The sequence below is a fragment of the Salinibacterium hongtaonis genome (assembly GCF_003065485.1).
GTDB lineage: Bacteria > Actinomycetota > Actinomycetes > Actinomycetales > Microbacteriaceae > Homoserinimonas > Homoserinimonas hongtaonis.
In genome coordinates this window covers 95,740-115,466 of sequence record NZ_CP026951.1, presented here as the reverse complement: position 1 = coordinate 115,466, position 19,727 = coordinate 95,740, and the positions used below count along the sequence as shown (strand labels likewise).

The window sequence follows — 19,727 nt, the reverse complement described above, 5'->3', positions numbered from 1 at the left end:
GATTGGCGCATGAGTGCTACCGGCGGCAATAAGGCCATCATCGCGGCGATGCTCGCCAACGCAGGCATCGCGATCACCAAGTTCATTGCGTGGGCGTTCTCGGGGTCGAGCTCGATGCTCGCCGAGGGTGTGCACTCCCTGGCCGACACAGGCAACCAGGTGCTGCTGCTCGTCGGCGGGCGCAAAGCCAAGCGCGCTGCGGATGCTGAGCACCCGTTCGGCTATGGACGCGAACGGTTCGTCTATGCGTTCGTCGTCTCCATCATCCTGTTCAGCGTCGGTGGCGTCTTCTCGCTCTATGAGGGTTACGAGAAGCTCACCCACCCACACCCGCTTGAGAACGCGTGGCTGCCGATCGTCGTTCTCCTTGTGGCCATCGTCCTCGAGTCGTTCTCGTTGCGCACGGCCATCCGCGAATCCAATCTCGTGCGAGGCAAGCAGAGCTGGGTCTCGTTCGTGCGCCACGCCCGCCAGCCGGAGCTACCGGTCGTGCTGCTCGAAGACATCGCGGCCCTCACGGGTCTTGTCTTCGCCCTCGCGGGCGTGGGGCTCACCATCATCACGGGCAACTCCGTGTTCGACGCCATCGGCACCCTGGCCATCGGTGTTCTGCTCGTGCTGGTCGCCATCATCCTGGGCATCGAAACCAAGAGCCTGCTCGTGGGCGAGGGCGCAACCGCGTCGGATGCCGAGGCGATCCGCAGCGCGATCAACGCCCACCCCGAGGTTGTCTCGCTCATCCACATGAAGACGCTCTACCTGGGGCCGGATGAGCTGCTGGTCGCGGCGAAGGTAGCGTTCGAGCCGCGGGAGCGGCTTGTCGATATCGCTGCCGATATCGACGCTGTGGAGGCCACCATCCGTGAGGCGGTTCCCGCGGCGCGGGTGATCTACATTGAGCCGGATGTTTACCGCAAGCCGAGCGACGCCAATCCGTCGACGGACGCATTTGTGATTCGCGGCACCGACTAGGAGATTCTCTAGCGCTTGTCGACGAAGAACTCCGTGAGGAGCGCTGCGCACGCCTCGGCCTCGACCCCGGCAAAGACCTCTGCCCGCTGAGGGAGCCGGCGATCACGCAGCACGTCGTAGACGCTGCCGGAGGCGCCAGCCTTGTCGTCCCACGCGCCAAACACCACGACGGGCACCCTCGCCGAGAGAATCGCGCCGGCACACATGACACACGGCTCAAGGGTCACGATGAGGGTCGTTCCCTCAAGGTGCCAATCGCCCGTGGCCTCCGCCGCCCTGCGGAGCGCCAAAACCTCGGCATGGGCGGTGGGATCCTGCCGCAGTTCACGCTCGTTTCTTGCCGAGGCAATAACGTTTCCCTGGGCATCCAACACGAGAGCTGCCACGGGAACATCGCCCGTTTCGAGGGCTAAGCGGGCATCGGCTACCGCCTCGAGCATCCGCTCACGGTAGGCGTTGCGAGATGGCTGCACCTGCACTCCCCTCGCTCGACTAGGTTTAAGCCTATGCGAGTTCACGTTGCCGACCACCCGCTCATCACGCACAAGCTCACCGTGCTGCGGGACAAGAACACCGCATCGCCGACATTCCGTGCCCTCACCGAGGAACTCGTCACCCTGCTCGCCTATGAGGCGACGCGCAATGTGCGCACCGAGCCAGTGAAGATTCAGACCCCCGTAATCGAAACGATGGGCGTGGCCATCAGCCACCCGTTGCCCCTGGTCGTGCCGATTCTGCGCGCGGGCCTCGGCATGCTCGACGGCATGGTCAAGCTTGTCCCCACCGCCGAGGTCGGTTTTCTCGGACTGGTGCGCGACGAAGAAACTCTGATGCCCACGACCTACGCCGAGCGCCTGCCCGACGACCTGTCCAACCGGCAGTGCTTCGTGCTCGACCCCATGCTCGCGACCGGCGGCTCCCTCGTCGCCGCGATCAACTATCTCTTTGACCGCGGCGCTCAGGATGTCACGGCGATTTGCCTGCTCGGCACGCCTGAAGGCCTCAAGGCCGTCGACGAGGCAACCCAGGGGCGCGAGGTCACGATCGTGCTCGGCGCGCTCGACGAGGGGCTCAACGAGCGCGGCTATATCGTTCCCGGTCTCGGCGACGCCGGCGATCGCCTGTACGGCACCGTCTAGATTCGCAGCCCCCGCCCGCACTCGGCGCGGTTGCGTAACACGGCGCGCGTGGGTGATACTGGCTCTATGACTACATCCGCGCGCACCGTGATCTCCTTTGTGGGTTCCCGGACCGTCGACACCATGGTGTCGACACGTGCCGCCATGTGTTGTCGAATGTGCGCTTAATCGGCTCATCTCGCCGAGTTCGCCCCCGCCTCCAGCCCCGCCTCATAGTGCGCCGCTGATGACGGACATGAACTCCGGATGGCGCTCCCTCATAGCGGAACGTCCATCCTCAGCGCATTACCTGAAGTAATCGAAGGATCACACCCTCATCATTAGAGGCCCTTCACCCCTCCGAAGGAATTCGACTCATGTCTCTTGCACTCGACCTTGCCCGACCCGCCACATCCGCTCCCGTCGCCGCGTCGCCGGCGGTCGTCGCAGCACCGGCGCCCTCTGCAGAAGCGCCGTCGCGCCGACTCCGCGCCGTCCCCGATGGCACCGAAGCTCGCGGCTTCGTTCTCTATGTCGGCGTAGACGAGCTCAAGGCCGCAGCAGCCGGCACCGACCTCGGCACGATCGTTGAGGAGCTCAAGCGGCTGACGGAACTGCTCGTTCCCTCCGCCGAAACGTATGCCGCCGTCGCGCTTGCCCCCCAGGGCGTCGGTGGGCGCGATGTCGACGTCGTGCGCCTTGCCCTGCAGGACCCCGCCGCTTTGGCGAAGCACCGGCGCACGGATGAGACCGTGGCGCCGGAGTCCAAGGGTGGTGTGATCATCGACCTGTCCCGCAAGCGCGTGGTGATCGAGGGTGAGACTGCCCCGCTCACCTACAAGGAGTTCGAGCTGCTGCAGTACCTCGTGCTGCGCGAAGGCCGCACGATCGACCGCGCTGAGCTCATCTCGGGACTCTGGGGTGCCGACGACGACGACGCCCCCAATGAGCGCACGATCGACGTCCACGTTCGCCGGCTGCGGTCCAAGCTCGGTGTCTACGACGAAATCGTGCGCACCGTGCGCGGTGTCGGCTACCGCTTCGACCGTCACGCCGACGTGTCGGTGCAGCACACGAGCACCCCGTCGCCCGACCGTTTCTAGACGCCCACCTGCCTATCAGCCAACTCGCAGAAAAATAACAAAAGGATAACTAGCGCCCGTTACCCAACCGTTATAGAGTTCGAGATGTGGAAGTTGTTTGCTGTGGCAGCTCCCACGGAATGTGATTGCAGGACACTCTTGGTGCAAGGGAGAGGGCCCGTCGTAAGCCTCTACGACGGGCCCTCAATCACGTTAAAGGCCTCGATTGGCCCGGCCGCGAATCGGCTGGCATGCACGACCGCGGCGCGTTCCCCGGCAATAGGCTTGACGCGACGAGAGGGGCGACGATGGCGACCAAAGCCTCAGCGGTAACGGCATGGGAAGCACTGTTTCGAGCCCAGGTCGCTGTGATGCGACGCTTGAGCGCCGAGTTCCCCACCAACGAGATCTCGCTCGTCGAATACGACGTGCTTTTTAACCTGGCCCGGCATGCCGAACGCGCCATGCGCATCCGGGACCTCGTGGACGACCTGCTCATCACGCAGCCGAGCGTAAGCAGACTCGTCGATCGGCTGGCCGCCCGCGGTTTGATCACCAAGTCTCCCGACCCGCGCGACGCCCGGGGCGTCGTCGTCGCACTCACGGACGACGGCTACGACCTGTTCCGTCGGGTCGCCGTTGAACACAGCGCCTCGATCTCGACCGCGGTGGGCTCGGCCCTCACCGAGCCCGAGCTCGCCCACCTGACCGCGCTCTGCGACAAGCTTCGCGCGGGAGTCAAGCGCCGCTAGCGCGGCACACTTTTCGTCGTCCAGGGCATCCCCCGATGTCTCGGCATAGGCGCGCGGGTCACTCGGTTCGAAAGCCCCCTCAGACCCTGATATAGTCATCCAGTTGGGTTTTTTACCTAACATGCGCCCGTAGCTCAGCGGATAGAGCAATTGACTACGGATCAATAGGCCGGGGGTTCAAATCCCTCCGGGCGCACCACGGAAAGCCTCGCACTCGTGCGGGGCTTTCGTCGTTAAGCGGCGACCTAGCCCGCAGCGGCGGAAACCGCGTCCGCGGCGCAGCCCGCCGCGCAGCCCGCCGCGCAGCCCACTGAGGGGTCCCAAATGCGCCTCCGGGGCATCCGCCAATGCGCATTTGGGACCCCTCAGCGGCGAAGTTGCGCATTCGGGGGGCGCAAGGGGCAGCGCCTTCTACCGCCGGCGACACCGTAAATCAACCCTTTGCGAGAGGCACGCCAGGGGGGTCTGATGGGTACACCAAAATCCACCGACTGCGAGGAGGAACTCCGATGTCCGACCCCACAAGCGACGCCTACCACCAGATCGACGACCCCGAGTTGGCTCCCGAGGCGGTGCCGACGGATGCTCCTTCGAACCCGTATCCTCACGCCGACAACGACGAGGACGACACCGATGGCGGTGGGGAAGGCGACGCTCTAGAAGATGACGATGAGCCGTCGATTGGCATAGACCCCGATATCGACAACAGCTAGGCCAGGGTCGCCCGGCTGTCAACCACTGCCTCCATCAATCTCGCGGGCGTAGCGTCGCGCTCAACCGAGTAAGAATCCGCAACAACGGAGGTAGTGATGTTCTTTCACGTGCAGCGTCTCATCAACGAAATCGTGGCCGACGAGCCGGATCCCGGCGCGGCGAATGCTCTGCAAGAGGGGCTTGGCGGCCAATTCGGCGAAATGCGCACCATGATGCAGTACCTGTTTCAAAGCTTCAACTTTCGAGGGCCCGACGCCAAACCGTACCGCGATCTGCTCCAGGGCATCGGCACCGAGGAGATCAGCCACGTCGAGCTGATCGGCACCACGATCTCTCGCCTGCTCGACGGGTCGCCTCGATATCAGGGCTCCCCAACAGACCCGGTGGATACCCCGGGTGCTGGCGGGGCAATCCCTCTTGAGCTCGCCAAGAGCGCTGGCAATATCCACCACTTTCTCGTCGCCGCCCAGGGTGCGATGCCCGTCGACGCTGCGGGAAACCCGTGGAACGGATCCTGGGTGTACAACAGCGGAAACCTCGTGCTCGACCTGATCTATAACCTCATGCTCGAGTCAACGGGCCGGCTGCAGAAGTGCCGAATCTACGAGATGACCGACAACGCGACAGCTCGCTCGACCATCGCCTATCTCATCGTTCGCGACCAGGCACATGAGAACGCCTATGCGCGCGCGCTCGAGTCGCTCGGCGTGAACTGGAGAACCGCGCTGCCGATCCCCAAGACCAATGCCGAACAGTTCCCCGAAGTCGCGCGCCTGCTCGACCTCGGGTTGCAGAGCAAGCAGTACACGTTTGATCTCACCGCTCAGTCGGAAGCGGGCAAGATCTTTCAGGGGCCGTCACCCTCGAACGACGGAACCAATCTCATGGCGACCGAGCAAGCACCGGAGGGCGTGCCATCGGTGATTGCGCCGGAGCGCTTTGAGGAGTTCTCCCCCGGACTCGACGCCGACCTGCTTGAACTGATCCAGGCGACCGCTGAGATGGAAATGGAGCCGGTCTCGTCGAGCTTCGGGCCCCTCACATAGACAGACCCGCTCGGCCGGGTACGCTCTCGGCCACGGCGGCAATGGCCACAGACTCGACGACGGCTCGATAAACTGCTGAGCGTTGGCGAGCGGGTGATGAGCCATTCGCCGCCCTGGCCGAGAGTTGCAATGAATAAAGCTGAAACACACCGTCAGAACGTGAAGCGGGTCCTCGTTGCCGCAGCGCGCAGTCTGCTGTCCAACGGCGGCGGAGTCACCGACACCCTCATTACCGATGTCTGCGAGCAGGCTGGCATTCATCCGCATGCCTTTCGAACGCTGTTCCCCACGGACGATAGCTTTCTGGATGCCGTCAACGACCATCTTGTGGAGGAATGCGCGGCGCGCATCCGCCACGGTGTCGACCAGTTCGTGGCTTCCGACCCCTCCGACCGACCATTCGCCCAGGCGGCCGTCGCCCTCGCCGAATCATGGCCCCTCGATCGCGGAGGCATGCTCATCAGGGCCGACCGCCGATTGCAGGCGCTGCGCAACAACCGCAACGGCGGGGCCGCGGCAGCCGCCGAACGCAAGTTCGTCGCCGAGCTCGTTCCCGTGTTCTCCGACCTCGTCGCCCACCTCGGCCGCGCATTCAGCTGGCCATCGATGCTCGCGGTGCGTGTCATCGTTGACACCTATGAGGGCTCGTTCGAGACCTGGTTGCTCGACGGCAATGACGAGACATCGTTCGCGGAATCCCCTTATGTTTCTCGCACGCTCCCCACTCTGCTTAAAGAGATGACGGAGGAGCTCGGCGTCTGACACCAGCGCCGAGCCCGCTTGAGGAAGGCCGCCTTGCGCTCTCCCCGCGCATCTGTCAACCACTGACCCACAAGCATTTCGCGGCATAGCGTCGCGCCCAAAGTGTGCAAGTGCACTCACAACTTTGGAGGTAGCGATGAAAGCCGTGGTTTTCAACGGCCCATACACGGTCGGTGTGCAAGAGGTCGACGACCCCAGAATCGAGAGCCCGCTCGACGCGATCGTCTCGATCACCACCGCAAACATCTGCGGTTCAGACCTGCACCCGTACGAGGGAAGAGCCGATATGCCCGCGGGCTCGGTGCTGGGCCATGAAAACATGGGCATCGTTACCGAGGTCGGCAGCGCGGTCAACCGAGTGAAGGTGGGAGACCGGGTCTCGGTTCCCTTCAATATCGGTTGCGGCACGTGCCGCAACTGCGAAGAAGGGTTCACCTCCGCCTGTCTGACGGCAAACCCCGAGGGCACCCCGGGGGCGGGGTATGGCTACCCCAAAATGGGCCCCTACCGCGGCGGGCAAGCCGAGCAGTTGCGGGTTCCGTGGGCCGACTTCAACCTTCTGTTGCTACCCAGAGGAACCGATTTTGAGAACGACTTCACGATGCTCTCCGACGTGTTTCCGACCGGCTACCACGGCACCGAGCTTGCGCATGTCGCCCCCGGCCGCTCCGTGGTGATTTTTGGCGCAGGGGCCGTCGGTCTTATGGCAGCACACAGCGCTGCCATTCGCGGCGCATCCCAGGTCTTCGTTGTCGACAAGGAAAAAGATCGCCTTCACCTTGCCAGCGAGCTGGGTGCGACCCCGATCGACTTCTCACAGGAGAGCGTCGAGGACGTGATCATGGATGCCACCCGCGGGCTGGGTGCTGACTGCGGAATCGAGGCGGTCGGATACCAGGCCCACGATGCCAGCGGCGAAGAGCATCCGGAGATGGTGCTCGATGAGCTCGTTGGAGTCGTGCGCGCTACCGGGAGCATCGGAGTGGTCGGCGTGTACGTGCCCGAAGATCCGGCGTCGGACGAGGCTCCGGATGGGCGCGTTCAGTTTAACTGGGGCGCCGCCTGGGAAAAGGGCCTCACGATCGGCACCGGTCAGTGCCCCGTAAAGCGTTACAACCGCTACCTTCGCGACCTCATAATCGAGGGGGTCGCCACCCCATCGATGATCGTCTCGCACGAACTGCCACTGGAGGAGGCCCCCACCGCCTACGAGAAGTTCGATCGCCGGGAGGAGGGCTGGACTAAAGTCCTTCTTCACCCGGCAAGCTGAGGGCACGGCGTGCTTTGCGACGGCGCTCAGGGGAGCGTCGTAGCCTTCTGCGTCAAAGACCGCTCGCGTAGATTACGGACAAGGTTGTCCCTTTAAAAGAAGGCAGTTGCACATGGCATCATCATCAGCTCCACTCTCGGGAGACTCATCCATCGGAACGTGGCTTGATCACCCCGTCGGAGGGCCCATCATGCGTGACCTGCTCGCGCAGGCTGGCCAGAATGCCGACGTCCTTCGCCCCGTTCGCCGCCTCGCCATCAAGCGCCTCGTCAAGCTCAGCAAGGGCACCTTCAGCCAGGAGATGGTTGACCAGCTCGTGGCCCGTGCCGCCGCCGGCGACGTCCCAGCCGGCGCGCCCGCCGCTCCCGCCACCTCGTCCGACGATGCAGCGGATGCCCCCGCCACTGTCGAGCGGCCCGAATGGGTCGAGCGCATCGACGCCGGTCGTTTTAGCGGCAAGACCATCATCGTCACGGGCGCTGGCTCCGGAATCGGCCGCGCCACCGCATCCCGCGTTGCCCGCGAGGGCGGCCGCGTCATCGCCGTTGACATCTCGGCCGAGCGACTCGACGAGTTCTCCACCGAGATGACGGAGGCCGGCGCCCAGGTCATCACGGTGGTGGGCGACATTACCGACGACGCCTCCATCGCCACGATCATCGAAACGGCGGGAAGCCAGATCGACGGCCTCGCGAACGTCGCCGGGATCATGGACAACATGACCCCCGTCGGCGAGGTGGACGACGCCGTGTGGAAGCGGGTCTTCGCCATCAACGTCGACGGCACCATGAAGCTCATGCGCGCCGTGATCCCCACGATGCTCGCTCAGGCCTACGGGTCGATCGTCAACGTCGCCTCCGAGGCCGCCCTTCGCGGCTCCGCCGCCGGCGCCGCCTACACGGCCTCCAAGCACGCCGTGGCCGGACTCACCAAGAGCAGTGCCTACATGTACGGACCCAGCGGCATTCGCGTCAACGCAGTAGCGCCCGGCCCCACGATCACCAACATCGAGGCGAGCTTCGCTTCCCCTCTCGGGGAGCAGCGCATTCGCACCGGCATGGCGGCAATGCCCGACGCTGTCGAGGGCGACGCCCTGGCGGCATCCATCACGTTTCTGCTCAGCGACGACGGCGTGAACATCAACGGCGTGATCCTGCCGTCGGATGGCGGCTGGTCGGCCGTCTAAGCGCGACCATACAACGAAAGGGGCTCCCGCCGTGCCGGGGCCCCTTTCGCTAGGTGCGGCGAACGGACAACACGAACTCGGCGAGCTCCTGCGCCATCGGCTCGGCCTCCCACATGTGGCCGGCTCCTGGCATGCGCTTCTGGCGCGCATCCGGAATCGCCCCCACCAGGGAATCGGCCGCGTCGACCATCTCGGCATAGGTCTGTTCTCCATACATCACGAGCACGGGCACCCGGATGCCCCCAAACAGTTCGGCATGCGAGCCAGACGCCGCCCACGACAGCGACTGCGCATCAGCCCGAGACGTGACGACCTGTGCGACCATCTGCGGGTACGCCGGCGACCTGCGGGCGCCTTCTAGCCACTCGGGCGGCATATCTTTCATGTAGTACTCGAGCGCGCCCTCCAGATCGCCAGCGTCGAGCCGCCTCTCGAATTCGGCGGCCCACTCCACCGCCTCCCGCTCGGGCGAAACGGGGGTCTCCCACAGGGCAAGTCCGTCAACCGCGAGGCCCTCGACGGCGGCCAGCAGTGCGATGGAGCCGCCGGATGAATGCCCGCACAGCACGGCGCTGCCCCCGGCAATCTCAATGAGCGCAGCAATGGCGGCGAGTTCTCGGTCGAGGCCGATGTTGCCTTCCGCGCCGCTCTCGCCTCGGCCGAGTCGGTCATAGACGATCGTAGTTATACCGCGCTGGGCAACCAATTCCGCCGTTGCGGAGGTGAGCGGGTCACTCTCTCGAGAGGGCCCGGCTCCCGCGACGAAGATGAGCCCCGGCCCGCTGCCCCTCACGTCATAGGCAACTCGATCGCCTCGCGACGATGTGACGAACTCGGTCATAGCCAACTCCTCTGCGCGGCTCTGCGGCGGTCGGATGCTCGCGAGACTAGGCACTTCGGAGCGGCCGGTCAAGGGCGGCCGGCGCGGGGCCGGCTGCCGCTACGAGCGCACGAGCCTGGCGATCGCGGCAGAAGCCTCGGCGATTTTCGCGTCGGCGACCTCGCCACCCTCCCGCGTTGCCTCTGCGACGCAGTGGGTCAGATGGTCGTCGAGCAGGGCGAGTGCCACCGTTTCGAGTGCTTTGGTGGCAGCCGAAACCTGGGTGAGGACGTCAATGCAATAGACGTCTTCTTCGATCATCCGATGGATGCCCCGCACCTGTCCTTCTGCGCGCTTGAGACGCGCAAGCAGTTTCTGTTTGTCGTCGCTGTATCCATGCATGGGCTCATCCTCTCGTGGTGCCATTGTAACTTTATACCCCCTGGGGGTATAGTTGCCACCATGGAATCCACCTTCACCGTTACAGGGATGACGTGCAGCCACTGCGCGAGTTCCGTCACAGAAGAAATCAGCAAGATCGCGGGCGTCACGGGCGTCGACGTCGACCTCGCCAGCGGACTCGTTACCGTAACCAGCGACACCGACCCCGACCCGCAGGCCGTCGCATCCGCCGTGGACGAGGCCGGGTACAGCCTCGCCAGCGCCTAGAGCCTCGCGCCTCGCGCCTCGCGCCACAGCCAACCCACAAGGATCCCGCCCCGCCATGACTGACCCCTCGACCACCACAGCGGTTGATGAGAGCGCCTACGAAACCGCTCAGCTCGAGGCGCTCGACCTCGCCATCGGCGGAATGACGTGCGCCTCGTGCGCCGCCCGCATCGAGAAGCGACTCAACAAGCTCGACGGGGTCGAGGCATCCGTCAACTACGCAACAGAGAAGGCCCACGTTCGGTTCGCCCCCACGATCGGCCCCGCACAGCTCATCGCCGAGGTCGAGAAGGCAGGCTACACCGCCGAACTGCCGCCCGCGCCCGAGACTCGAGAGCCCAACGAAGCACGCCAGGGCCAGACGGCACAGGATGCGGAGCTCTCTGCCCTGCGCACCCGACTCATCGTGAGCGCAATCCTCACACTGCCGGTCGTCGTCCTAGCCATGGTGCCAGCGTGGCAGTTCACCTATTGGCAGTGGCTGTCGCTCACGCTTGCCGCACCCGTGGTGGTGTGGGGCGGCCTGCCGTTCCACAAGGCGACCTGGACAAATCTGCGCCACGGCTCCACCACGATGGACACCCTCATCACGGTGGGGACAGGTGCCGCATTCCTCTGGTCGCTCTACGCGCTCTTCTTCGGCCATGCCGGCATGCCGGGCATGACCCACGGCTTCGAGTTCAGCCTCACCCCCGGCTCGGGCGGCGGCGACATCTACCTCGAGGTCGCTGCGGCCGTCACGGTGTTCGTGCTCGCGGGGCGCTACGCCGAGAAACGATCGAAGCGTCAGGCGGGGGCGGCACTGCGCGCGCTCCTCGACCTGGGAGCCAAAGACGTCACCGTTCTGCGTAACGGAGTCGAACAGCGGATGCCAGCGGCCAGCCTCGCAGTCGGCGACGAGTTCGTCGTTCGCCCCGGCGAGAAAATTGCAACCGACGGCGTTGTGCTCAGCGGCTCATCATCCGTCGACCGCAGCATGCTCACGGGCGAGTCGGTGCCCGTCGATGTGACGGCGGGCGACAGCGTCGTCGGCGCAACGACCAACATCAGCGGGCGACTCGTCGCGCGAGCCACGAGCGTTGGCAGCGACACCCAACTCTCTCGCATGGCCACCCTCGTGGAAGCGGCCCAGAACGGCAAAGCCGAGGTTCAGCGCCTGGCCGACCGGGTAAGCGGATTCTTCGTTCCCATCGTCATTGTCATCGCGATCGCCACGCTCGGCGCCTGGCTCGCGTGGGGCGACTCCCCCGAGATCGCGTTCAGCGCGGCCGTCGCCGTGCTCATCATCGCCTGCCCGTGTGCGCTCGGCCTTGCCACGCCCACCGCCCTCCTCGTGGGGACCGGGCGCGGCGCCCAGCTCGGCATCATCATCCGCGGCCCTGAGGTGCTCGAATCCACCCGCCGCGTCGACACGGTCGTGCTCGACAAAACCGGCACGGTGACCACCGGGCGGATGTCGCTGGCCGACATCATCACGGGCCACGGCGTCGACCGGGCTGAGGCTCTGCGCCGCGCCGCCGCCCTCGAAAGCTCGTCAGAGCATCCCATCGCCCGGGCGATCGTCGAGGCCGCGATCGTCGAGGCCGCGAGCATCGAGGCCGCGAGCATCGAGGCGGCGAGCGCAGCCCTGTCCGCCACAACCGACTTCGAGAACCTCGCTGGTCACGGCGTGCGCGGCACAATCGACGGTGTCGAAACCGTGATCGGCCGCCCCACAATGCTCACGGACCGCGGCCTCGCCATGCCCGACGACCTGGTCGCGGCATTCGACTCAGCCGTGGGCGATGGCCGCACGGTAGTTGCGGTCGGCTGGGACGGCAGCGTTCGGGCACTTCTCGCGGTCTCCGACACCGTCAAGCCCACGAGCGCCGCCGCGATCGCCGACCTGAAGGCGCTCGGCCTGACCCCCCTTCTGCTCACGGGCGACAATGAGACCGTCGCCCGTCGGGTCGCCGATGAGGTCGGCATCGACCAGGTCATTGCCGGGGTTCTGCCCCAGGAGAAGGTCGATGTGGTCTCCCGCCTGCAGTCGGAGGGTCACGTCGTGGCGATGGTCGGCGACGGCATCAACGACGCACCGGCGCTCGCCCAGGCCGACCTGGGGCTCGCCATGGGCACCGGCACAGATATCGCCATCGAGGCCAGCGACCTCACCCTCGTTCAGGGCGACCTGCGGTCGGCTGCGGATGCCATCCGGCTGTCGCGCAAAACCCTGGGCACCATTAAGGGCAACCTGTTTTGGGCCTTCGCCTACAACGTCGCCGCGATTCCGCTTGCCGCCCTTGGCATGCTCAACCCCATGATCGCGGGTGCTGCGATGGCGTTCTCGAGCGTGTTCGTGCTGACCAATAGCCTTCGGCTACGCGGGTTCACGCCTCGGCGCTAGACCGGCAGCGTTTTCGCGGACCCCGCCAATCACCCTGGTCACAGCTTGGTGCGGTCGGCATCCACAACCGGCAGCGGCCCCGTCACGCTGAGTTCATCGGCCCAGCACTGCACGCCCGTCAGCTCGGGCAGCCGGTCCCTGGTGAACACGGGCTCCCTGCCCTCCCTTCGCTGAGCGGAGTAATCCTTAAGCAGCTTGAATGCGACGCCCGAGAGCAGCGCGATCGCCACGAGGTTGACGAGCGCCATGATGCCCATGATGCCGTCGGCCGTGTTCCAAATGATGTCGGCAGACGAGATCGCCCCCACGAAGACGACCGCCACGACGAGCCCCCGGTAGATGGGCAGCACCCCCCGGGCGGTTGACAGGAACTCGATGTTCGATTCGCCGTAGTAGTAGTTGCCGAGGATCGAGCTAAAGGCCAACAAGAAGATGATCACGCTGAGCACCACATTGGACCACTCGCCTAGATTGCCGACAATGGCCTGCTGGGTGAGCCCGATCCCCCTCGTCGCGGTTGCCAGATCGGGGGTCGACACCAGGATGATGAATGCCGTGATGGAACACACCAGGAACGTGTCGAAATAGACGCCGAGCGTTTGCACCAGTCCCTGCTTCACGGGATGAGTCACGGCAGCGCTCGCACCGGCATTCGGCGCTGAACCTAGCCCGGCCTCATTGGAGAACATGCCACGCTTCACCCCGGTCATGATGATCAGGCCGAGGGTGGCCCCCACGACCTCATTGAATCCGAATGCCGCAGTGAAAATTGAGGCGAAAACTGCTGGCAGCTGCTCAATATTCAGGCCCACGATTACGAGCCCCAGCAACAGATAGAGCAGCGCCATCGCCGGCACCACCGCCTGAGTCACGCTCGCGATGCGCCGAAGACCGCCGAACACGACGAGGCCCGTGAGCACCGAGAGCGAAATGCCCACAACCCACGGAATCCAGCCGACCTCGCCGCCAAAGCTCGATGACACCGTCGCGCTGATGGTGTTGGCCTGCAGCGAACTGAAAGCGAAGGGAAAACAGACGATCAGGATGCCCGCGAACAGCGTGCCCATCCACTTGGCCTTCAGCCCGTGCTGCATGTAATACGCGGGCCCGCCGCGAAACCCGCTGGGGTCTTTCACCTTATAGAGCTGGCCCAGAGTCGATTCAACAAAGCTCGATGCCCCGCCGACAAACGCCATGGTCCACATCCAGAACACGGCACCGGGACCGCCGATCGCGATCGCGGTGCCGACCCCGGCGATGTTGCCAACGCCTACCCGGGATGCCGCGGAGATGGTGAACGCCTGAAACGCCGAAACCGACTGTGGTTTGCCGTCGGCGCCCAGCGGCGTGCGGTTGGTGAGGGTGCGAAACATCTCGGGGATCATGCGGAACTGCACGACGCCCGACCGCACCGTGAAGTAGATGCCGAGCACCCCGAGGACGGGGAGCACCGCCCACGTCCAGAGCCCATCACTGGCTACGAGAATGAAATCGTTGAGGGCATCCATTCGCCCAGTATGCGTCTGACCTCGGCGCGCGTCGAGGTGTATCGTCACCGGCGAGACAGGCAGGAGCAACCATGACAACGTCAAGTGATGTCGAACTCATTGCGGCCGGTGCCGCGGAATCCGGCGTGAGCATTGCCATCGCCGAGTCGCTGACGAGCGGCCGCCTGGCAACGCAGGTGGGGGCGGGGCGAGAGGCGTCGGAGTGGTTCGCGGGTGCCGTCGTGGCCTATCACGTGAGCACCAAGCAGAAGCTTTTTGGGCTGCCACCCGGGGTTGACCCGTGTTCGGCCGAGTGCGCAGAAATCCTCGCAACCGGGGTGCGTGAACTGCTAGAGGCCGACGTCGCTATCTCAACCACGGGCGTCGGGGGCCCCGACGAGCAAGACGGCCACCGGCCCGGAACCGTATATGTGGGCTGGGCAACATCCGCAGGGGCCGGGAGTACCCTGTGCGAGTTCGATGGCAACCCCGACGAGATTCTCGATCAAACCGTGGCCGAAGCTCTGCGCATTCTCGCGGCGATGCTCAGCTAACGGCCCGCCCGCCCGGCTGATGCCGGACGGGCGGCTGCTGGTCACAGCGCTTGCCTTACAGCGGCTTGCCACCGGTTACGGGCACGACCGCGCCAGAGACATACGATGCCTCGTCGCTTGCAAGATAGACATAAGCCCCCGCGAGCTCGGCGGGCTGACCGGCACGACCCAGCGGCGTATCGGCGCCAAAGGCGGTGAGCTTCTCCTCGTCGAAATCCGTGGCGGGGATCAACGGGGTCCAGATCGGACCCGGCGCTACGGCATTGACGCGCACACCCTCCGGCCCGAGCTGCTCGGCGAGCGCCTTAACGAATGCAACCTGCGCGGCCTTGGTCATGGCGTAATCGATGAGCTCAGGCGACGGGTTGAACGCTTGAATCGACGACGTGACGATGATCGAAGCGCCGGCCCCGAGGTAGGGGATGGCCGCCCTGGCCGTGTAGACCAAACCATACAGATTCGTGCGAAAGACCCGGTCGAGCTCCTCGGTTTCGAGCTCCTCAAGGCCTTCCCGGTTCTTCTGATATGCGGCGTTGAGAACCAGGATGTCGAGCCCGCCCAGTTCGGTCACGGTGTCGGCAACGATGTGGCCGGCGAACTCTTCATCCCGCACGTCTCCGGCAAAGGCGACGCCGCGCCTGCCAGCGCGCTCGATAAGCTCCACGGTTGCCGCGGCGTCCTCCGCCTCCTCCGGCAGGTGGACGATGGCAACATCTGCCCCCTCACGGGCATACGCGATGGCTACCGCCCGGCCGATGCCGGAATCGCCGCCGGTGATCAGCGCCCGTCGGCCCGTGAGCCTGCCGCTGCCCCGATATGAGTCCTCCCCGTGGTCGGGGGTAGGGCTTGTCTCCCGGGTGAGACCCGGCTGCTCCTGCGACTGCACTGGGTACTCACCCGAATGGTGCTTCTCCCGGGGGTCTTGAGCTTCATTTTCGGCTCCGGCCCGTGTGGCCTCAGCCATTGTCTACCTCCCCGCGCCACGCCCCCGTTTCTACCGAGCGCGACTCGATAAATTCCTTGAACTTCTTGAGGTCCTTCTTCACTGACCGGTCATCCACGCCGAGGGCTGCGCCCACCTTCTCCACGAAGCCCTCCGGCTGCCAGTCGAGCTGCACGGTTACCCGGCACGACGTGTCGGTGAGCTTGTGAAACGTCACAACCCCGGCGTGGTTGGCATCGCCACTGATGCTGTTCCAGGCGACGCGCTTGTCGGGGTGCTGCTCCGTGATTCTCGCGTCGAACTCCCGCACAACGCCGTCGATGTTCACCCGCCAATGAAGCTGCACGTCGTCGAGCTGCGTAATGGAGTCGACGAAGCTCAGAAACTCGGGGAAATCCTCGAACTGGGTCCACTGGTTGTACGCCGTCGCTACGGGCACATCGACATCAATTGACTCGGTAATGGTCTGCATGGCGGTCCTCTCTCTCCAACGCCCGAGGGCGGGAGTGGTTGACAGTCCCGCCATCGTCACCCCAAAGCCCGGCTCGATCCAGGGGTTGAAATGACACGAGGGCGCTTGTATGCCGCGGGCGGCACGGGCGCGGGCGCGGCAGGAACGCGGCGGGCGAACTCGGCCAACGCGTCGTCGGCCAATTGCGCGCGCCACGACCAATACAGCTCGGCGGAGAGAGGAGACGGCCAATCCGCACCCAAGAACTCGGGAGGCAATCGAGGGTCGACCCTGAGCAGCCCCAGCCAGTCGGCAACGAGCATCGTGCGGGCCGAGAGAGCACTGCCCGCCGCCTCCATCGTGGAGAGGTCACTCCACGCCTCAATGAATGCCTCGTGCTCGCCCCGAATCCGGTCGAGATCCCACGCTGCCGCGACGCTCGCATCCATCGAATAGCCGGGCAGCTCGCGCGCGCGGAAGGCGGTCAGGGCGCCAGTGGGCAAGTCCGCGCGCAACGGTTCGAGCACGGCATCGAGGTCAACGTCTCCCGGCGCCAGCCAGAGACCGTCGCGCAACGGCGCAAACCTCTCCCAGGTGAGTGTGGATCGAAGGCGATGGCGAAGGGTGCGCTGATCTTCTGGAATCGTGAAGGTGACCATGGTCCAGCCGTCGCCCTGAGGCGTGAAGCTGTGCTGGCCACGCACCCGATCGCCGGCCTCGCGCAACACGGCCGAGCCCGCATCCGTCAGGGAGAACATAATCTCGCGCCCCTTGCGCTCACGCGCCAAGATGCCGTGGGCGACCAGCCGGTCGAGCGTCGCCCGCGTCGCCGAGGCTGCTATCCCGGCGCCGTCGAGCACGTCGATGAGCACGCTCGCCCGCACGGGCTCAACGTTCTGCTCAAAAACGTACTCGCCAAAAAAAGCCAGGATGAGCCGTTTTGGCTGTCGGCTTCGCATCCCGATCCCCCTCACCCCTCAGAGCTGTGTGCGCTGCAGCAGCGCGCTGGTCACGTGGTCAGGAGGTAGGCCGAACGGCTTGCCCTCGCTTCGCACGCTGAATCTGTTCATAAACGTAGGTGCGCAGCTCGGTGAATCGAGGCATAGCCCTCGTGGTGATCTGGTCTCGTTCGGCCGGAAGATCGATGGCGAGGTCCTCTTGCACCCAGGTCGGTGACTTCGAGAGCACGACCACGCGTTCGCCAAGATACACGGACTCATCGATGTCGTGCGTCACGAAGAGAATCGACATTCCGCGTTCCCGGTGCAGGCTGCGCACAAGATCCTCGAGGTCGGCGCGCGTCTGGGCGTCGACCGCGGCGAAAGGCTCATCCATGATGAGAACCTCGGGCTGGTAGGCCACGGCGCGGGCGATCGCCACGCGCTGCTGCATTCCGCCCGAGAGCTGCCAGGGAAAGCTGCCGCCGGCATGATCGAGACCGACCGCCAGCAGAGCATCATCAATGAGGGCATCCTTCTCCGCCCGCGACAGCTTCTTGTGGCGGAGGGGCAGTTCGACATTGCCCCGCACGGTGAGCCACGGGTAGAGGCTGCGGCCATACTCCTGAAACACCAGCGCCATGTTGGCGGGTGGGCCAGAGACGATCTTGCCGTCCAGCTCGACTATTCCGGCGCTCGGACGCAGCAGTCCAGCGATGCACTTGAGCAACGTCGTCTTGCCGCAGCCTGACGGCCCAACGATGCAGACGAGTTCTCCCCGCTGCATAGTGAAGCTGATGTCACCGATTGCCTCGACGTTGCCCGTCGACGACTCGTAGACCTTGTTTAGGTGCTCGACCTTGAGCAGTGTCTCAGGCACGTTCGACCTCCTTGATTCCGTGGTACCAGCGCAGTACCCGCTTCTCGATGACGCTAAAGATGAGGGCGAGAAAGACGCCGATGAGTCCGAGCAGCACGATGCCGCTCCACATTTCTGCGATCAGATAGTTGCGTTGAAAATAGGTGATCTTGTAGCCGAGGCCCGACGAGGAGACGAACATCTCCGAGATCACCATGAGAATGAGGGCCACCGAGAACGTCTGGCGAACGCCCGCCATGATGCGCGGGCTAGCCGCCGGGAGCACCAGGAACCGTAGGCGTTCCGCCCGGGTGAGGGAGAACGACTGTGCCGTCTCCTTCATCACGCTGTCCGTCGAGCGAACCCCCTCGATCGTGTTGAGCAGCACAGGCCACACAGCACCGAAAACGATCACGAAGATCTTCATCGAATCGGTGAGACCCATGAGCAGCGTGAAGACGGGGATGAGAACAGGCGGCGGGATCGCGCGGAAGAATTCCAGCAGCGGCTCCAGGAGTTCCCGCAACCAGCGAACGAGACCGATCACGGTGCCCGCGACAATGCCCACAAGTACGGAGAGAACGATTCCGAGACCCAGCCGGGCGAGGCTCGGGAGAACATCCGTCACAAAGGCTGGCCCCACCCAGGTGTTGACGAACGCCTGCGCGATTCTGAGGGGACTGGGAAAGAACTGGGCTGGCGCGATAGACGAAGAGATCCCCCAGATCACGAGCAGAAGAAACGGCAGCCCGAGAGCGAACAGCATGCTCTCTCCCACGCGCTTCCACGCCCGAGACTTCGTGCGGGGAACGACGACGGTGCTCGTGTAGAGGGTCACAGGACCTCCTCCGCTCGAATCGACTGGTGCCAGGCGAGCGACTTGCGCTCGACCGCGCGAAAGATGAGGTTGACCACAAGGCCGAGCAACCCCGTAACGATGACGATCGTGTAGACCCCCACCCAGTCGCCGGCGTTCTGGTACTTGACCAGCACCTTGCCGAGCCCCGGGTTGCCGATGACCATTTCGGCCGTGACCGAGAGGATGAGCGCCACCGACGCGGCGAGCCTCAGGCCCGTGATCAGGTAGGGCAGCATCGTGGGGAATACGAGAAAGCGCACACGCTCTGCACGGGTCAAAGCAAAGCTGCGGGCGGTGTCGCGGGCGACAGTGTCGACATCCGCAACGCCGTAAAGAACCTGAACGAACACCTGCCAGAAGCTCGCGAAGATCACAATGACGAGCGCTGCCTGAAGCTGGATGCCGTAAATGAGCACGGCAAGCGGAATGAGCGCTACCGAAGGAATGGGGCGCAGAAACTCCACGGTCGTGTGGGTGGCGCGGCGCAGAAACGGCACCATACCGATGCCAGCCCCCAGCACCATGGCCGCGACCGTGGCCACGAGAAGGCCGAGAAACCAGGCCGTCATGGTGTAGCCCACGTTGCGCCAGAACTCGAGATCGCGCAGTTCTAGCGCGAACCGGGCAAGAGTCTCGGTGGCGTAGGGCAGAAACTCGGGGCTAATGATGCCGAGCGTGGGGATGAGCTGCCAGGTGAGCAGAAATCCAGCGATCCCGGCGGCCCCGAGTGCGAACTTGCGCACTGCATGAGCCGTCTGCGCTGAGGAGCGAGCCATGATGCCTTCCCAATCGAAAAGAGAGGTGCTTGATCGTTCTGATGACAGCGGGTGTGCGGGGCGCCTCGCTGACCGAGACGCCC

22 protein-coding genes and 1 tRNA gene are annotated in these 19,727 nt (G+C 64.8%); 13 read left to right on the top strand and 10 right to left on the bottom strand.

Going from position 1 to position 19,727, the window contains the following annotated elements; genetic code table 11:
• Positions 1-9 precede the first annotated feature (9 nt).
• Positions 10-972, top strand: a complete 963-nt coding sequence (locus tag C2138_RS00595; RefSeq protein WP_108514691.1) for a cation diffusion facilitator family transporter — start codon at positions 10-12, stop codon at positions 970-972.
• A gap of 8 nt (positions 973-980) precedes the next feature.
• On the opposite strand, the gene C2138_RS00590 is transcribed toward C2138_RS00595, so the two are convergent.
• Positions 981-1,412, bottom strand: a complete 432-nt coding sequence (locus tag C2138_RS00590) for a nucleoside deaminase (protein WP_108518641.1) — start codon at positions 1,410-1,412, stop codon at positions 981-983.
• Between the two features lie 66 nt (positions 1,413-1,478).
• Here C2138_RS00590 and upp point away from each other — a divergent pair, with 66 nt between their 5' ends.
• From upp to C2138_RS00545, 9 genes are all read left to right on the top strand, one after another.
• Positions 1,479-2,111 (top strand): uracil phosphoribosyltransferase, encoded by a 633-nt coding sequence (gene upp, locus C2138_RS00585; RefSeq protein WP_108514689.1) that lies wholly within the window; start codon positions 1,479-1,481, stop codon positions 2,109-2,111.
• A 356-nt stretch (positions 2,112-2,467) separates the two neighbouring features.
• On the top strand, positions 2,468-3,193 hold the full coding sequence (locus C2138_RS00580) for a winged helix family transcriptional regulator (RefSeq protein WP_108514688.1): 726 nt from the start codon (positions 2,468-2,470) through the stop codon (positions 3,191-3,193).
• Positions 3,194-3,480: 287 nt separating this feature from the next.
• Positions 3,481-3,924: a MarR family winged helix-turn-helix transcriptional regulator gene (locus C2138_RS00575; RefSeq protein ID WP_108514686.1), complete on the top strand. Its 444-nt coding sequence runs from the start codon at positions 3,481-3,483 to the stop codon at positions 3,922-3,924.
• A 123-nt stretch (positions 3,925-4,047) separates the two neighbouring features.
• Positions 4,048-4,123, top strand: a tRNA-Arg gene (locus C2138_RS00570).
• Between the two features lie 310 nt (positions 4,124-4,433).
• On the top strand, positions 4,434-4,637 hold the full coding sequence (locus tag C2138_RS00565) for a hypothetical protein (RefSeq protein ID WP_108514685.1): 204 nt from the start codon (positions 4,434-4,436) through the stop codon (positions 4,635-4,637).
• 96 nt (positions 4,638-4,733) lie between these two features.
• Complete coding sequence (locus C2138_RS00560) at positions 4,734-5,684, top strand: manganese catalase family protein (protein ID WP_108514683.1); 951 nt, start codon at positions 4,734-4,736, stop codon at positions 5,682-5,684.
• A 159-nt stretch (positions 5,685-5,843) separates the two neighbouring features.
• Entirely contained in the window at positions 5,844-6,446 is a 603-nt protein-coding gene (locus tag C2138_RS00555; protein WP_108514681.1) for a hypothetical protein, read from the top strand.
• 136 nt (positions 6,447-6,582) lie between these two features.
• Positions 6,583-7,716, top strand: a complete 1,134-nt coding sequence (locus tag C2138_RS00550) for a glutathione-independent formaldehyde dehydrogenase (protein ID WP_108514679.1) — start codon at positions 6,583-6,585, stop codon at positions 7,714-7,716.
• A 112-nt stretch (positions 7,717-7,828) separates the two neighbouring features.
• Positions 7,829-8,902: an SDR family NAD(P)-dependent oxidoreductase gene (locus tag C2138_RS00545; RefSeq protein ID WP_108514677.1), complete on the top strand. Its 1,074-nt coding sequence runs from the start codon at positions 7,829-7,831 to the stop codon at positions 8,900-8,902.
• 49 nt (positions 8,903-8,951) lie between these two features.
• Here C2138_RS00545 and C2138_RS00540 read toward each other — a convergent pair whose 3' ends face one another.
• Positions 8,952-9,743: an alpha/beta fold hydrolase gene (locus C2138_RS00540; protein WP_108514675.1), complete on the bottom strand. Its 792-nt coding sequence runs from the start codon at positions 9,741-9,743 to the stop codon at positions 8,952-8,954.
• 99 nt (positions 9,744-9,842) lie between these two features.
• On the bottom strand, positions 9,843-10,124 hold the full coding sequence (locus tag C2138_RS00535; RefSeq protein ID WP_108514673.1) for a metal-sensitive transcriptional regulator: 282 nt from the start codon (positions 10,122-10,124) through the stop codon (positions 9,843-9,845).
• Between the two features lie 60 nt (positions 10,125-10,184).
• Between C2138_RS00535 and C2138_RS00530 the strand changes: the two genes are divergently transcribed.
• Both C2138_RS00530 and C2138_RS00525 read left to right on the top strand, forming a co-directional pair.
• Complete coding sequence (locus C2138_RS00530) at positions 10,185-10,391, top strand: heavy-metal-associated domain-containing protein (RefSeq protein WP_108514671.1); 207 nt, start codon at positions 10,185-10,187, stop codon at positions 10,389-10,391.
• A 55-nt stretch (positions 10,392-10,446) separates the two neighbouring features.
• Positions 10,447-12,777, top strand: a complete 2,331-nt coding sequence (locus C2138_RS00525) for a heavy metal translocating P-type ATPase (protein ID WP_108514669.1) — start codon at positions 10,447-10,449, stop codon at positions 12,775-12,777.
• A gap of 38 nt (positions 12,778-12,815) precedes the next feature.
• On the opposite strand, the gene C2138_RS00520 is transcribed toward C2138_RS00525, so the two are convergent.
• Complete coding sequence (locus C2138_RS00520) at positions 12,816-14,285, bottom strand: alanine/glycine:cation symporter family protein (RefSeq protein WP_108514667.1); 1,470 nt, start codon at positions 14,283-14,285, stop codon at positions 12,816-12,818.
• 71 nt (positions 14,286-14,356) lie between these two features.
• Here C2138_RS00520 and C2138_RS00515 point away from each other — a divergent pair, with 71 nt between their 5' ends.
• The gene (locus C2138_RS00515) at positions 14,357-14,818 is read left to right on the top strand and encodes a CinA family protein (RefSeq protein WP_108514665.1); all 462 of its coding nucleotides are present in this window, start codon (positions 14,357-14,359) and stop codon (positions 14,816-14,818) included.
• 55 nt (positions 14,819-14,873) lie between these two features.
• On the opposite strand, the gene C2138_RS00510 is transcribed toward C2138_RS00515, so the two are convergent.
• Genes C2138_RS00510 through C2138_RS00485 form a run of 6 tightly spaced genes read right to left on the bottom strand, consistent with a single transcriptional unit; the run spans position 14,874 to position 19,644 of the window.
• Positions 14,874-15,782, bottom strand: coding sequence for an SDR family oxidoreductase (locus C2138_RS00510; RefSeq protein ID WP_108514663.1), 909 nt, complete (start codon positions 15,780-15,782; stop codon positions 14,874-14,876).
• Positions 15,775-16,233, bottom strand: a complete 459-nt coding sequence (locus C2138_RS00505; RefSeq protein ID WP_108514661.1) for an SRPBCC family protein — start codon at positions 16,231-16,233, stop codon at positions 15,775-15,777. The genes C2138_RS00510 and C2138_RS00505 overlap by 8 nt, the downstream gene beginning before the upstream one ends.
• 56 nt (positions 16,234-16,289) lie before the next feature.
• Positions 16,290-17,171, bottom strand: coding sequence for a PaaX family transcriptional regulator (locus C2138_RS00500; RefSeq protein ID WP_108514659.1), 882 nt, complete (start codon positions 17,169-17,171; stop codon positions 16,290-16,292).
• A 58-nt stretch (positions 17,172-17,229) separates the two neighbouring features.
• Positions 17,230-18,030 carry an ABC transporter ATP-binding protein gene (locus tag C2138_RS00495; RefSeq protein ID WP_108514657.1) on the bottom strand — a complete coding sequence of 267 codons (801 nt, stop codon included), beginning with the start codon at positions 18,028-18,030 and terminating at the stop codon, positions 17,230-17,232.
• Positions 18,023-18,847, bottom strand: coding sequence for an ABC transporter permease (locus C2138_RS00490; protein ID WP_108514655.1), 825 nt, complete (start codon positions 18,845-18,847; stop codon positions 18,023-18,025). The genes C2138_RS00495 and C2138_RS00490 overlap by 8 nt, the downstream gene beginning before the upstream one ends.
• A complete protein-coding gene (locus tag C2138_RS00485) occupies positions 18,844-19,644 on the bottom strand; it encodes an ABC transporter permease (protein WP_108514653.1) in 801 nt (266 codons plus the stop codon). The genes C2138_RS00490 and C2138_RS00485 overlap by 4 nt, the downstream gene beginning before the upstream one ends.
• Between the last annotated feature and the right edge of the window lie 83 nt (positions 19,645-19,727).